This window comes from Blautia hominis, assembly GCA_002270465.1.
In the GTDB taxonomy this organism is placed as follows: Bacteria; Bacillota; Clostridia; order Lachnospirales; family Lachnospiraceae; genus Blautia; species Blautia hominis.
Genome location: NQOF01000003.1, coordinates 724,965 through 739,160, shown reverse-complemented (window position 1 = coordinate 739,160; position 14,196 = coordinate 724,965). Strand labels below are relative to the sequence as shown.

Here is a 14,196-nt window from a genome sequence, read left to right as displayed (position 1 = left end):
GCTGCTGCTTCCATATTCATTTATGCTCCTCCCTAAAACTGTCAAAGCGATTTCTGACTTTTGCAGTGCCCTCATGAATGCAGGACCCCGTACTGTTCTGCGTTCACGATGCACGGATTGACGATTATCTGAAAGTTTCCGGCAGTGGAAAGCTGGTTCCCTGCAAGCCCTAAAACTGCATGTTTTACCACACTGCCATCTTCTCCTGCTGATACATATAGTTCATCTACAGTGACGGCAAGCATTAGTCCATTATCCTGCCCCACGCTGCGGTATGAAATATAATGGGGATGAAAGGCCAGCACCGATTGGGCACAGATATCCTCTGTGCTCCCGGTCCCTCCAAGAAGCCTCTCAAAAGAAGCCTTTTGGTCATCGCCAAGAAGCTCCTCAAACCTCCCGTATTCCACCACGCTCACCGGTTTTCTGGTGAGTGTGTCGCGCAGCCTGTTGCCAGTATCATACAGTCCTTTGACTTTCACTGATTTGCCGCCCGCGAAGATAGTGACTTCGCATATGGCGGAGCTTTTTCCTTTTAAGTATTCCAAGAGTCGCATTCCTAAGATGAGAATCCAGTAAGTGGCTGTGGTGATGAAACAAAACGTAAGTAAGCCTTCCTTTGTGCTTCCCGGCAGGGCAGTAAGGATTCCTCCTGTGAGAAAGGAAAAACCGTACAGCAGCAAAAGCCCTGTTACTAATTTTCTCCATGATCTGCAGCAGCAGCCCACCCACACCATGAGGACACCCAAAATTCCATGTGAAAGCAATACCCGCACGTAGGGGGACGATAAGGGCAGCAGTGTGATCACACAGATACCGGCAGCTCCCAGCGCCGCACCTGCCAGAGAACGAAGAGGAGTGGCAGTCCCCTTCAGCACCCGGTTTATCAGACGCAGCAGCAAAAAATCCATTACCAGATTGACTACGAAAAAAACGTCAATGTAAAATTCGTAGTACACAAAACACCCCCTAAACCTTGTATGACTCATTCATGACAGCAGAAAGACTGCAACACGCGCAATTTGTAACTCTGCATGCGCAGTGATTCTTTCCGCTGCATACTTATCTGGAATAAGTAATGTTCATTATAGGCGATAGGGGGTGTTTATTTTGTCAAAACCGCTTGGACGAATCAAAAATCTTTTCGACAGTTTTGGTCCCGTTTTTTCTTGTTATGTTATCCTTTTTATGTAAAGCTTTCATGAAGAAGGGCAAGGGTCCTGCGCATCCTGTCAGCAGGAATCTGACCCGGTGCCGAAGCCTTCATACCCGCTGCAAATGTGACGGCTGACCCTGCTGTCTCACCGCAGAGACGGCTTAGAACTCCGGCTTTTCCCATGGACATGGTGATGACCGGTTTGTCTGTCCTTTTCTTCATCATGACCGTTGCTGTCAAAAGAGACATGAGGTCCTCCTCACTTTTTGGCATAACAGCCAGCTTCAAAATATCAGCTCCGAAACCATCCATAGTCTCCAGCCTGTTTACCATCTCTTCTATAGAAGGAGTCCTGTGAAAATGATGGTTGGAGGCAACCACAAAGACACCGCACTCTTTGAGGCTTTCTATGAGTTTTTTTGTCTTAGCTGTGTCAAAAAAAGCCTCCACGTCAATCAGGTCCACAAAGCCGGTTTTGGCGGCATTTTCCAGAAGATTTACATAATCCGCACAGGTGATGGGACGATCACCTCCTTCTTTGTCGGTTCTGAAGGTAAAAAGAAGGGGAATCGTGTCAAAAATACCGCGAATCGTTTTCAACATTTCCAAACTATTTTCGCTGTTCTCTCCCTCCTCATAACAATCTGCGCGCCATTCGACCAAATCCGGTTTCATATTTTTCACGGTTTCTGCTTCTTTTATGAGCTCTTCTTTTGTTTTTCCTGTAAGAGGAATACAGATTTTTGGAATTCCTTCTCCGATCTTAATACCTTTTATCTCTACGGTTTTCATGATTCTTTCTCCTCCTGGTGATTTCTGCCGCTATTATAGCATACTTTTTCTCTTGACACCATGGAAGTTTCCTTTTACACTTTAAATTAATGCAGATATCTGCTGTATGGAACGAACGACAGAACATAAAGAAACACACCAGGAAAGGATGAAAAATGATGATACCAATTACAGGATATACACAGCTTACCGGACTACTGGGAAGCCCGGTGAAACACAGCATTTCCCCTATGATGCATAATACCAGTTTCCAGGCTCTGGGACTTGATTTTGTCTATCTTTGTTTTGATGTAAATGAGGAGACTTTGGAAGATGCGGTAAAAGGACTTCGTACGCTCCACGTAAAGGGATTTAATCTGACTATGCCCAATAAAAATAAGATATTGGAATATCTGGATGAGCTGTCCCCTGCCGCAAGGCTGATCGGCGCAGTCAATACTGTAGAGAACCGGGAGGGAAAGCTGATTGGGCATAACACGGACGGCATTGGATTTATGCGGGCCGTGAGGGAACAGGATATTGATGTGGCGGGAAAATGTATTACGCTCATGGGGATTGGAGGGGCTGCCACGGCTATCTGTACACAGGCGGCGCTTGACGGGGCCGGCAGGATTTATGTATTTGCCAGAATGACCAGCAAGTATCTGCCCCGGATGAAAGACCTGATCCGGCGTCTAAAAAAGGAGACGGGGTGTGAGATCCTGCTCTGTGATAATGAGGATAAAGACCGGCTCAAGAAAAGTCTGAGGGAGAGTGTGCTGCTTGTGAATGCTACTTCCGTGGGGATGGCACCGGATGAGGAAGGGTGTATTCTGCCCGGAAAGGATTACCTGCATGAAGGACTGGCTGTGGGGGATATTGTGTATAATCCGTGGGAGACGCGGCTGCTGCGGATGGCAAAAGAGGCTGGGTGTAAGGGGTTTAATGGGTATGCTATGCTGTTGTATCAGGGAGCGGAGGCGTTTCGGATATGGACGGGGAGGGAGATGCCGGTGGAGGTTGTTCGGGAGAAATTGGGGAGGTAAGAGTTGATTCGTGGATTGCGGGGGCTGCATTGCATTGGTGGCTCACGGACGGAGAAAGGGAGGGCCAGGGGGCCGGGATGCCTCTTTAGTCCTGCTCGAGGCTCCGTGCGTCTCAGCTAACCTGCTCCCAGTCACTAGATTCGTCAGCAAAGGCTTCCTCACCAAGTGTCTGGGGCAGGTGGATCTTCGACTCACTCCGCTTAACCTCGCCTGACTAAAGAGGCATCCCGGCCCCCTGGCCCTCCCTTTCTCCTGGTAGTGGCGACGGATGGTTTTCTGTATGGTGGGGAGTGTACTTCCATATGAGGGAAAGAATGTATTGGGCGGGAGGAATGTATTTGGCGAAATGTGTTTTTGAACATTTATTTTGAGGGTATCTATTTGATTTTGGGGATGGTTGATTTACTTTTATTGATTTGATGAATTTAATTTGCTGTTAAAAAAGAGTTGATTTCCGGAAAAAGGAGATCAACTCTTTGTATTTTAGGTTTTGATATTGATTGATGCTGTTTTGTTAAATTCTTTTGTGTGGGTGATTCGATCAGTTGATATCGTAAACATTGTCATTGATGATGATCTGGGAGATGTCGTCGGGGTTTACGATGCGGTTGTAGGTTAGGCGGAATTCAGTGTCTACGCCGCAGATGTAGCCGGTGTTGTCCAGTTCATCTTGTTTAAAGATAGTGTAGTTGGTGCCGTCTTTGTATTTGAGTTCGATGTATTTGATGCAGTATGGGTCCTGGGCCTCTTCTTCGGGGGCTTGGGCGGACATGTTGATGCTCATGGAGATGGGGGAATAGGAGCATATCCAGGTATCATCCTGATTCAGTGACTGCATGGGGACGTTTTCACACTGGGGAAGGTCCACGTAATCTTCTGTGACTTCTATCTGACCCCTCTTTTCCGTGTCTGTCTCGTTAATCTCCTGGAGCTCGCCCAAAGTGACGGGATAGGTGTAAATGTGCAGTCTGGGCTGTATGGGGGTGCTCTCTGTGCTGCCCCATATCATATAATCGTAAATGTAGTATTTGTCAGGTGTGCTTTTTTCTGTGTCTACATACATAAATTCACCGGAAGGGATTCCGTTCTGGTCCTCTATAAAGAAAGAGAAGTTAGACTCCGGGGAGAAATAGGCGCCTTTTGTACGGTTTGTCTCATCGTCCGCGTACAGTGCAGTGACTCCGCCCGGTTTTTCCAGTGTCATAGACATGAGCATGCCATTTCCGTCTGTGACGATGTTCTCAATGGTGAGGGTGTGGCCACCGATCTCTTTTGTGATGTTAACCTCTGTTACATTGCCTCCTATGAGTGCATCGGCTTTCTCCTCATCTACCGGAACGTATTCTTTGCCGGGGAGGTCCGCCATCATGCCGTCATCTTTGTCAGGGTCAGCAAGGACCTGGGTGTGTTCCTGGGAGGATTTTGTAGTGTTTCCAAACATGCCCTGGAAGAAATCTGTGTGCTCGGAGATGTAGGCCGCTGCCGCTGTACCGCCGGTCACAGTCAAGGTGAGGGCTGCCACTGCCGCGGCTGCCGTTATTTTCCGCCAGGATTTTTTGGCATGGGTGGTTCTTGTTTTGTTCTGGGTACGGATCCGGCTGTAGGTGTCCTGCAGGCGTTCATCCACTTTTTTCGGTATCTCTATCTCCTGTTCCAGGATCTGTTTCATTTCGTTTTCTGTATACTTCATAGTGTGCCTCCTTTATTGATGCTGTAAGATATCGCTCAACTTCATCCGTCCTCTTCTAAGACGGCTCTTTACTGTATTTTCGCTGATGTCAAGCAGCTCCGCTATCTCTCTGGTGCAGAAGCCTTCCCCGTAGTACAGGACGAATATCATCCGGAAATCTTTCGGAAGCTCCTGTACCAGGTCTGTGAATCCGCTGTCGCTTTTCATTTCTTCCACCGCTCCTTCTTCAGGCACCTGTTCCACTACGGTGCATCTGCCCTGCTGCCGCAGGATGTCTTTGCAGCAGTTGATCAGGATTCTGGTGAGCCAGGTTTTGAAATACGCAGCAGATTTAAGTTCTCCTAGATGCTCATAAGCCGAAAGCACTGCCTCAGACATAGCGTCCGCAATATCCGCCTCACAGCTCAGATAGCTTCTGGCTATTTTATACATCGCCTGTTTATTCTGCTCGATCAGCTCCACAAAAGCATCGGCATCCCCTCTCTGGGCCTTTTTTACAAGCCACATGCTGGTCTCCTCTCTGTCAGCGTCCTGCCCATAGGCATTTCCCTTTTGGGAGCGGTACACTGGCTGTATATTTTGAACCGGTTCATTGTCTTTTACATACATTAGACGGATCCGGAGGGTGTTTGGGTGCACATATGAAATATTTTTTAACTATTCCGTAGATCTGCGCATTCACTGCGCTGACCGTAAGAAAGTGTACCACGCCAAGCAAAAATCCATGGTCAAAGGCGATTCTGCATGGATTTTTGCCTGTAACTGTGAGGGTATTGAACAGTTACAAGATTTTTATAAAAAAAAGGGATGTCCTACGGCTGGTCCTGGCTGCCGTATCACATCCCTGTCTATTTTCAAGCTATTATAACTTTCTGTTCTGGCCGCTGTGCAGACGCCTGTCCTCCATGGTCAAGTTCTAGCGCAGTTGTGGGCAGTTCCCTGAAGGATATCCAGGCCGTGTTCCAATTCCGGCAGGATATATTCCAGGCATTCTCTCACTGCCTTAGGGCTTCCCGGAAGGTTGATGATCAGTGCCTGTTTTCTGATGCCTGCTGCCTGGCGGCTCAGCATGGCGCGTTTGGTGATCTGCATACTGTATGCCCGCATGGCTTCCGGAATACCGGGCACCTGTCTCTCACAGATATCCATAGTGGCTTCCGGCATGCAGTCTCTGGGTGAAAAGCCGGTTCCGCCTGTGGTAAGGATCAGGTCCGCGATGTTTTCATCTGCCAGCCTTGCCATCTCACGGCTTAACATCCCTCTCTCATCAGGAAGGAGGATCTTATATGTAATCTGATAGCCTGCCTTCTCCAGAATGTCACAGATGACAGGTGCACTCATATCCTCTCTCTCTCCTGCATAACCGCTGTCGCTTGATGTTATCACTGCTGCTCTTCTCATAAAAATTCCCCCAATCTTTTTTATATCATTTCTTTTTATCAGACCCAAAATAAAAATCCCCGCTTTTGCCGCCCTTTTTCTCCACCAGATGGATTTCTGACAGGACCATGCTTTTGTCAATGGCCTTGCACATATCATAAATCGTGAGAAGGGCCACGCTGGCTCCTGTGAGGGCTTCCATCTCTACCCCTGTCTTGCCCTCCACCTGAACGGTACAAAAGGCGGTGATCGTCAGGTTCTCCCGGTCTGTCTCAAAGTTCACACTGCACTTGCTGATCAGCAGTGTATGGCACATGGGAATCAGGGATGATGTCTGCTTTACCGCCATGATCCCGGCCACTCTTGCCACTCCCAGCACGTCGCCTTTTTTGGCTGTGTGATTCACCACAGCGTCCATAACTTCCCGGTTTACATGGATGCTGCCTTTGGCCGTGGCTGTGCGGCTTGTCACATTTTTGCCGGACACATCCACCATGATCGCATTGCCTTCCCCGTCAAAATGGGTCAGTCCCTTGTTATCCATAGCTGTTCTCCTCTGCCGCACCCGCCCTGAAAGTAAGGGTACACGGCTCTTTTGATACACGAAAGGCAGTCCGCAATAATTCCCGGACTGCCCTTTTATCCTGTGTGATTTTAATGCTTATCTTCTGTTCTTCAGGAAATCCGGAATCTGGATATCCTTTTTCGGCACATTACTTGTGAATGTACCCTGCTGTGTACTTCCGAAGCCCTGCTGCGGCTGGAAGGACGGCATCTTGAATGCCGGCTGCTGCTGAGGCTGGCTGTATGCCGGTGCCTGCTGCTGCGGCTGTACCGGTGTCTGCTGCTGAACCGGTTCCTCCTGTCTCGCTGCTTTTTTGTCTCTGCTCACGCTTGGTTTTCTTGCTGTCTCATCATCCAGTCCGGTAGCGATAACAGTAATTCTGACATAATCAGCTTCTTTATCATCATACAGGGCACCAAAGATAATATTGGTATCTTCTCCGGTGAGATCCTGTACATAGCTGGCTGCATCGTTGGCATCCATAAGAGAAATATCTCCGGATACATTGATGATAACGTGGGAAGCACCCTCGATAGTGGTCTCCAGAAGCGGACTGGATACGGCCTGCTGTACAGCTTCCATGGCCTTGTCGTCGCCCTTTCCTTCACCAATACCGATATGTGCGATACCTTTGTCGATCATGACAGTCTGAACATCTGCGAAGTCCAGATTGATCAGTGCCGGCAGGTTGATAAGGTCTGTAATGCCCTGTACGGCCTGCTGCAGTACCTCATCTGCTTTTCTGAGCGCTTCCGGCATAGTTGTCCGGCGGTCTACGATCTCCAGCAGACGGTCATTTGGAATGACGATCAGTGTGTCCACATTTTCTTTTAACTTTTCAATACCTGTCAGTGCGTTTGTCATACGGGTCTTAGCTTCAAAACGGAAAGGTTTTGTGACAACGCCTACGGTCAGGATACCCATTTCTTTTGCAAGGCCTGCCACGATCGGTGCGGCACCTGTTCCGGTTCCGCCGCCCATACCACAGGTGACAAATACCATATCTGCGCCCTGCAGTACCTGTTTGATCTCCTCGATGCTCTCCTCAGCGGCTTTTTCACCGATTTCCGGTTTTGCGCCTGCACCAAGCCCTTTTGTCAGCTTCTCACCGATCTGCACTACAGTCGGTGCCTTGCATAAGGTCAAGGCCTGTTTATCTGTATTGACTCCGACGAATTCCACTCCGCCGATAGCCTCTTCCACCATTCTGTTAACTGCGTTATTACCAGCTCCACCTACACCAATCACTATAATTTTTGCAGATGATTCAGCTTCGTTTGTCATTATCTCTAACAAAGTACTTCCTCCTTTAGCTTCCCTCGTATGTTGTAAAGCGGTTTTTTAACTCCACTTCGCTGCTTCTTCATGAACACAGATATCTGCATCTTATCCGCATTCGGGTACACTGACGTGTATGATTTTCTGTAATCAGGTTTATCTGTCTTATGTTTCTTGCTCAAGTTCTCAAAAGGTATTTATCATAAATTCCCCGAAAACCCAGGTACTTTAATTCTAAGTACCTTATGATGCATATAGATATATAATATAGTCTTTTGGAAAATTAATCAACTGGTAAATTTATTTTTTCACAAAAATTTTAAAAAAATCATCAAAATTTCCCGATTTGTGTCTCCTAAAAAACAAAATTCCGCTGTTATTCCTCACCGGAACCATCATCAGAACCATAGTCTTCATATCCGGAACCATCCTCATAGCCGGAATCCTCTCCGCTGTAATCGGAATCCTCATCCCCGGTATCATCGTATCCCGAATCCTCGTAGCCTAAATCCCCGTCATCCGAATCCTCATAACCGGATTCCTCATCACCGGAACTGTCAGAGTCCTCATCGTCATCCCCGGTATCTGAGCTGTCTGTTCCTTCACCGTTCTCGTTTTCCTTCTCCTTAAGTGCCTTTTGCTCCGCCTCGCTGAGCACCTTGTCAAAGACAACATTTTTTGAAGTTTCATCCACATTTTCCAGGTGAAGGACACCTTCCATGCCTTCAAGCTGTGGGATAATGCCCAGAAGCCGGCTCATTTTCTCATCCATATTCTGGTCAGAACCCATGCGGGCTTCCACCTTGCCGTAATAGAGCACAAGCTGTCCCTTCTCATCCAGTACCAGCCTGTCTGGTTTCTGATCACCCTTCTCCATCATCTTTGTCACACTTAAAATCAGGCTCAGGCTGCCTTTGTCAAGTCCGGGGATCTTCTCTCCCACCCCCACCTTGTCAAGGACAAGCCCTTCCACATTGGGGATGTTCTCCAACTCATCCGTGGTGCTTACCTGGACGATCCCGTTTCTGTCAAAGTATAGGTTTCCGTCCAGAAATTTCACATAGCCGATCAGCTCTTTTTCTCTTACATGGATCACAAGGCTGTGACGGCTTGTCCTCTCCAGCCAGACTTTATTTATAAATTCCGCATCTTTTGTTCTTTCATCAGGATTAAGAAATCTCACAAGCACTGAGTTGCCCGAAAGTGGGCCTGACAGCACCATCTTTTTGATTTCATCTTCCGTATAATTCTGATTTCCTTCTACTTTAACACTGGTAATCTGAAAGCAGGTAAAGAATACCGCAATGGCTATTAATACGGCCGCTGCCAGGCAGCCCCAGAATATCCTGTGTTTTTTCCTGTCCATACATGTTCCCCTTTAATCTCTCTCAATTACGGCGCCAAGCTGTGATAGATCACGGCATATGTCCTCATACCCCCGCTCAATATACTGCCTGTTCCTCACAAGGGTCTCCCCCTGCGCCGCCAGCCCTGCTATCACAAGGGCTGCTCCGCCTCTCAGTTCCTGTGCCTCCACAGCCGCCCCATGTAAAGTCCCGCCGCGGATAACAGCCTTCCTGCCGTCCACCCGGACATCTGCTCCCATGTGCTGAAGCTGTGATGCTGTCTTAAATCTGTCCTCAAAAATCGTTTCCACCAGGCAGCTCTCCCCCGGTATGGTGCACAGCACCGCCATGAGCGGAGACTGCAGATCCGTTGGAAATCCCGGATATACTTCCGTGCACTGTCTTTTCAGCGGAACTTGCACCCACTTGCTGCACAAAGACAGTTTACCACCGATTACTTCATATTGTCCACCCATTTTCTCATACACTCTCATGAGGGCTTCCATTTCCTCCACAGGCGCGTCCTCCAGAACAAGCTCCCCTCTGGTGGCTGCACAGGCGCACACATAGGTTCCCGCCACGATCCTGTCCGCAGGTACGGTGAACTCTGTTCCGTGCAGCTCCTCCACCCCAGTGATGGTAAGGACGCTGCTGCCTGTTCCTTCAATTCTGGCACCGCATGCATTCAGAAAACGGCACAGCCATACAACTTCCGGTTCCCTGGCGCATCCTTCCAGACGTGTGATCCCGCTGGCAAGCACGGAGGCAAGCACAGCATTCTGGGTTGCACCCACACTTACCTTTGGAAAATGTATGGTGTTCCCAACCAGTCCCTCCGTCCTGGCCGTGAGAACGCCCTCTTTTTCCTCAAATACTGCTCCCAGCCGTTCCAGGGCATACAGGTGCAGGTCAATAGGGCGTTCCCCTATGACACAGCCCCCTGGATGGGGCACAGAGGCATTGTGGTATCTGCCCAGCAGACTTCCCAGTAAAATAACGGAGGAGCGCATTTTCTGGCCCTCACAGCAGTCTATCTCTGTCTTTCTGACATGGGAGGGGTCCAGAGTCAGAGTATCCCCCTCATGCTGAATCTGCATGCCAAGTTCCCGCAGGATCTCTTCCATAACAAAGACATCCGCAATCTTTGGACAACGGTGCAGTACACTTTTCCCTTTATGCAAAAGAGCGGCCGCCATCATTGGCAACGCCGCATTTTTAGAGCCTTGTATCCTTACTTCGCCTGTGAGCGGATTTCCGCCTTCTATCCTAATTTCATTCAAGTCTTACCTTTCCTCCCGCCTCCTGGCTATACACTATTGTATGCAGGGCGGGAAAAAGGGTTCCTGCAGGAGCATTCAGGGGGAACGAGTCCTGCTCACTGACAGCGCCAGACCCATCTCCCCCATCAGAAACAGCACTGAAGTTCCGCCGTAACTGACAAAGGGAAGGGTGATTCCCGTATTGGGGATGGTGTTGGTCACCACCGCTATGTTAAGGATCACCTGAATTGCCATATGCCCCATGATCCCAGCCGCGATCAGAGCACCGCACAAATCTCTGGCATGGGTGGCGATCACCATGAGCCTCCAGATCAACAGGGCGAAAATAAGGATCAAAAGGCAGGCGCCTATAAGACCTGTCTCCTCGCAGATAATGGAAAATATCATATCATTCTGCGCCTCCGGGACAAACCCCAGCTTCTGCAGGCTGCTGCCCAGTCCTTTGCCGAAAATGCCCCCGCTTCCAATGGCATACAATCCCTGGATAGTCTGAAATCCCTTCTCATATTTTTCCGGATTCCTCCAGATGGCAATACGCTCCAGGCGGTAACTGGCCATACTCAGAAATACTCCGATAAACAGCACGCCCACCCCTCCGATTCCCACGAACGGAAGGTATTTAGGATTGGAGACGAAGATCAGGATAACACCAATACCCAGGATAATAATGGCTGTGCTCAGGTTGTTGGTCCCCACAAGACCCACAATGGGCAGAAGCAGAGCCATGGTACCTGCCATATGCAGAAGACTGTCCTGCCGCTTCTTGGAATTTGTTATCACATAGGTGAGCAGCAGGATCACCGCCACCTTGGCAAACTCAGAGGGCTGAAAGGACAGAGGGCCAATGGACAGCCAACGCTTGGAGCCGTTATATTCGTCTCCGAACAAAAGCACTGCCAGAGACAGCCCCATGGACACCACATAGAGAAAAGGTGCCATCCTTGTAATGATATGGTAGTCCATACAGGATACCAGATACATGCCCATCATTCCCAGGGAGGTTGCGAAAAGCTGCTTTTTAAAATAATAGGCAGGGTCATGAAACTTCACCCTGCCATTATATGCACTCGTGCTATATAGAAAAATCAGACCGCAGACTACCAGCAGCAGTACGAGAATCAAAAGCGTTCCATCCATGCGTCTTTTCTGCTCTTTTTCCTTCTCCACACGCATTTCCCTTTCCTTTTTGCTCATACTGCATTATATTGTCTGCCGGATTGGTTTATGCCTTGAGATTTCTCACGTATTCTTTGAATTTATCCCCTCTTTGCTCATAGTTGTCAAACTGTCCCCAGCTGGCGCAGGCAGGTGACAGGAGAACGGCATCTCCCGGGTTTGCCTTCTCTGCACAGATTTTTACGGCTTCCTCCAGGTCTTCCGCCAGTATTGTGCTCATGAACCCACAGCCGTGGGCTGCCTTTTCAATCTTCTCTTTTGTCTGTCCGATCAGGACCAGATACCGCACCTTGCCGTCAAAGGCCTGAATCCACTCCTCATAGGAGGACTCCTTGTCATATCCGCCGCCGATCAGAAGCGTGGGGCGGTTCATTGCCTGTATGCCTTTGATGGCCGCGTCAGGATTGGTCCCCTTGGAATCATTATAGTATGCCACACTGTCAATCTCCTCCACAAACTCGATCCTGTGAGGCACTGCTGTAAATCTTTTGATCACCTGCCGGATGGTATCCATAGGGACACCTCCGCAGTAAGCCATAGCCACAGCTGCCATGACATTTTCATGGTTATGGCGTCCCAGAAGTTTCAGTTCCTCTGTTCCTGCCACCAAAATCTCTTCTGTCCCGGTGCGCATGACAATCTGCCCGCCGTCCAGGAATATCCCCTGTTCCAGTTTATGTAAGCTCGAGAAGAAGACCACCTGCGCCGGACATTCAGAAGCAAACCGGCGAAGCTCCTCATCCTCATAGTTGAGGACACAGAAATCCTCTTTTGTCTGGTTGCGGGCGATCAGTTCTTTCACCCGGATATATTCCTCCATGGTGTGGTGCCGGTTTAAATGGTCCTCCGTAATATTCAGGACAGCGGATACCTTCGGGCGAAATTCCATGGTTGTCTCAAGCTGGAAGCTGCTGATCTCCGCAACGGTATAGCTTTCCTCCGTCATGGAAAGCGCTGCGTCTGTATAGGCATTTCCAATATTCCCCACCACAAAAACAGATTTGGTATGGGCCTTCATGATCTCTCCCAGAAGAGCTGTGGTTGTGGTCTTACCATTGGTCCCTGTTATGGCCAGCACTGTGCCGGCTCCCATACGGTAAGCAAGCTCCACCTCCCCCCACACCGGGATTCCCGCTTTCTTTAATGCCTCCACCGGCGGAATATCAAGCGGGACACCGGGGCTCATCACCACCAGATCAAGAGAGGCAGGCAGCTCTTTCGGCAGTTCTCCCAGGATGATCCTGCAGGCGGAATGCTCCGGCAGACGTGTTCTTATTTCCTCTTTGTCCAGTTTTTCGTTTCCATCATATAATATCACCTCAGCCTGTACTGCCTCCAGCAGGCGCACCGCACCGATACCGCTGATCCCTGAACCAAATACAAGCACACGTTTTCCTTTTAAATTTGTTCTGTCCATTTCTCTTCTTCCTTTCTTATAATGCCAGCAGTGCGATCAGGCACAGAATGGCCGTAATAATGGAGAATACGGCTACCACCCTGGTTTCGGACCAGCCGCACAACTCAAAATGATGGTGGATGGGCGCCATTTTGAAGATCCTTTTGCCGTGGGATATCTTAAAGTAAGTCACCTGTATCATTACAGAGAGCACCTCCACCACATAGATCAGTCCCACGATCAGCAAAAATAAAGGCATCTGCAGCATATACGCCGTACCTGCCACAAATCCGCCCAGAGCCAGGGAACCTGTATCCCCCATAAAAATCTTGGCGGGATAGACATTGAAAAGCAGAAATCCCATGAGGGCCCCCACTACCGCACAGGTGATCGGCTCAATCCCACTCTTTGTCCCAATGGCAACCACCGAAAAGAAGGTGGCAACCATGATCGTCACCGAGGAGGCAAGTCCATCCAGGCCGTCTGTAAAGTTCACACCGTTCACCGTACCGATGACCACAAAAAACAAAAGGGGAATGGTCAAAAATCCCGGATTTATCTCATAGCCCGCCGCAAACGGCACCTTGATCGTCATGGATACATCCGTGAATTTCATCAGATAGAACGCAAATATCCCTGTCACCACAAGCTGACACAGCATCTTCTGCCAGGCTAGAAGCCCGTCTGACCGCCGAAGTACCACTTTTAAATAATCATCCCAAAAACCGATCAGCCCAAATCCCAGCGTCAGAAACAGTACAGGGATGATCTTGGGATAATCCTTCACATAAAACAGGGATGTGACCACTGTGGAAAGCAGAAATATGATTCCTCCCATGGTAGGTGTCCCCGCTTTTTTCAGATGAGACTGTACACCGTTCTCCCGCTCAGTCTGTCCCATTTTCAGCTTTCGTAAATAGGGGATAATGATAGGCCCCAGAACCACACTGACTATAAATGCTGTCAGTACAGGCAGTACCATCTTATACTCTGTCATAACACACCTCATTTTTATGTATTTTTTTATCCATGCCCGGCAGCCTGCCAACAGACAGGGCTGCCGCCATACTTCCATTAGTATAAAGCTTTTGTCCTCAATTATCAACCGTAAC

The 14,196-nt window shown here is 49.0% G+C and carries 13 protein-coding genes; 1 reads left to right on the top strand and 12 read right to left on the bottom strand.

Annotated features, from left to right (window positions below; all coding sequences use genetic code 11):
* Positions 1-71: 71 nt before the first annotated feature.
* Together CI595_RS13770 and aroD are read right to left on the bottom strand one after the other, a co-directional pair.
* The gene (locus CI595_RS13770) at positions 72-959 is read right to left on the bottom strand and encodes a sigma-E processing peptidase SpoIIGA (RefSeq protein ID WP_162291880.1); all 888 of its coding nucleotides are present in this window, start codon (positions 957-959) and stop codon (positions 72-74) included.
* Between the two features lie 227 nt (positions 960-1,186).
* Entirely contained in the window at positions 1,187-1,948 is a 762-nt protein-coding gene (aroD, locus tag CI595_RS13765) for a type I 3-dehydroquinate dehydratase (RefSeq protein WP_095174018.1), read from the bottom strand.
* A gap of 158 nt (positions 1,949-2,106) precedes the next feature.
* Between aroD and CI595_RS13760 the strand changes: the two genes are divergently transcribed.
* Positions 2,107-2,973 (top strand): shikimate dehydrogenase, encoded by an 867-nt coding sequence (locus tag CI595_RS13760; protein WP_095174346.1) that lies wholly within the window; start codon positions 2,107-2,109, stop codon positions 2,971-2,973.
* A 541-nt stretch (positions 2,974-3,514) separates the two neighbouring features.
* Here the strand turns inward: CI595_RS13760 and CI595_RS13755 are convergent.
* The 10 genes from CI595_RS13755 to mraY all read right to left on the bottom strand — a co-directional run bounded on the left by CI595_RS13755 (position 3,515) and on the right by mraY (position 14,081).
* Positions 3,515-4,663, bottom strand: a complete 1,149-nt coding sequence (locus CI595_RS13755) for a DUF4179 domain-containing protein (RefSeq protein WP_095174016.1) — start codon at positions 4,661-4,663, stop codon at positions 3,515-3,517.
* Between the two features lie 12 nt (positions 4,664-4,675).
* Complete coding sequence (locus tag CI595_RS13750; RefSeq protein WP_242986856.1) at positions 4,676-5,170, bottom strand: RNA polymerase sigma factor; 495 nt, start codon at positions 5,168-5,170, stop codon at positions 4,676-4,678.
* A 402-nt stretch (positions 5,171-5,572) separates the two neighbouring features.
* Complete coding sequence (locus CI595_RS13740; RefSeq protein WP_095174345.1) at positions 5,573-6,064, bottom strand: MogA/MoaB family molybdenum cofactor biosynthesis protein; 492 nt, start codon at positions 6,062-6,064, stop codon at positions 5,573-5,575.
* 25 nt (positions 6,065-6,089) lie between these two features.
* On the bottom strand, positions 6,090-6,587 hold the full coding sequence (gene moaC, locus CI595_RS13735; RefSeq protein ID WP_095174009.1) for a cyclic pyranopterin monophosphate synthase MoaC: 498 nt from the start codon (positions 6,585-6,587) through the stop codon (positions 6,090-6,092).
* 117 nt (positions 6,588-6,704) lie between these two features.
* Entirely contained in the window at positions 6,705-7,892 is a 1,188-nt protein-coding gene (gene ftsZ, locus CI595_RS13730) for a cell division protein FtsZ (protein ID WP_033139078.1), read from the bottom strand.
* 370 nt (positions 7,893-8,262) lie between these two features.
* Entirely contained in the window at positions 8,263-9,252 is a 990-nt protein-coding gene (locus CI595_RS13725) for a cell division protein FtsQ/DivIB (RefSeq protein ID WP_095174007.1), read from the bottom strand.
* A 12-nt stretch (positions 9,253-9,264) separates the two neighbouring features.
* A complete protein-coding gene (gene murA / locus CI595_RS13720) occupies positions 9,265-10,512 on the bottom strand; it encodes a UDP-N-acetylglucosamine 1-carboxyvinyltransferase (RefSeq protein ID WP_095174005.1) in 1,248 nt (415 codons plus the stop codon).
* Positions 10,513-10,587: 75 nt separating this feature from the next.
* Positions 10,588-11,706 (bottom strand): FtsW/RodA/SpoVE family cell cycle protein, encoded by a 1,119-nt coding sequence (locus tag CI595_RS13715; RefSeq protein ID WP_330397286.1) that lies wholly within the window; start codon positions 11,704-11,706, stop codon positions 10,588-10,590.
* A 28-nt stretch (positions 11,707-11,734) separates the two neighbouring features.
* Positions 11,735-13,105, bottom strand: a complete 1,371-nt coding sequence (gene murD / locus CI595_RS13710) for a UDP-N-acetylmuramoyl-L-alanine--D-glutamate ligase (protein WP_095174001.1) — start codon at positions 13,103-13,105, stop codon at positions 11,735-11,737.
* A gap of 16 nt (positions 13,106-13,121) precedes the next feature.
* On the bottom strand, positions 13,122-14,081 hold the full coding sequence (mraY, locus tag CI595_RS13705) for a phospho-N-acetylmuramoyl-pentapeptide-transferase (RefSeq protein ID WP_065544602.1): 960 nt from the start codon (positions 14,079-14,081) through the stop codon (positions 13,122-13,124).
* Positions 14,082-14,196 lie beyond the last annotated feature (115 nt).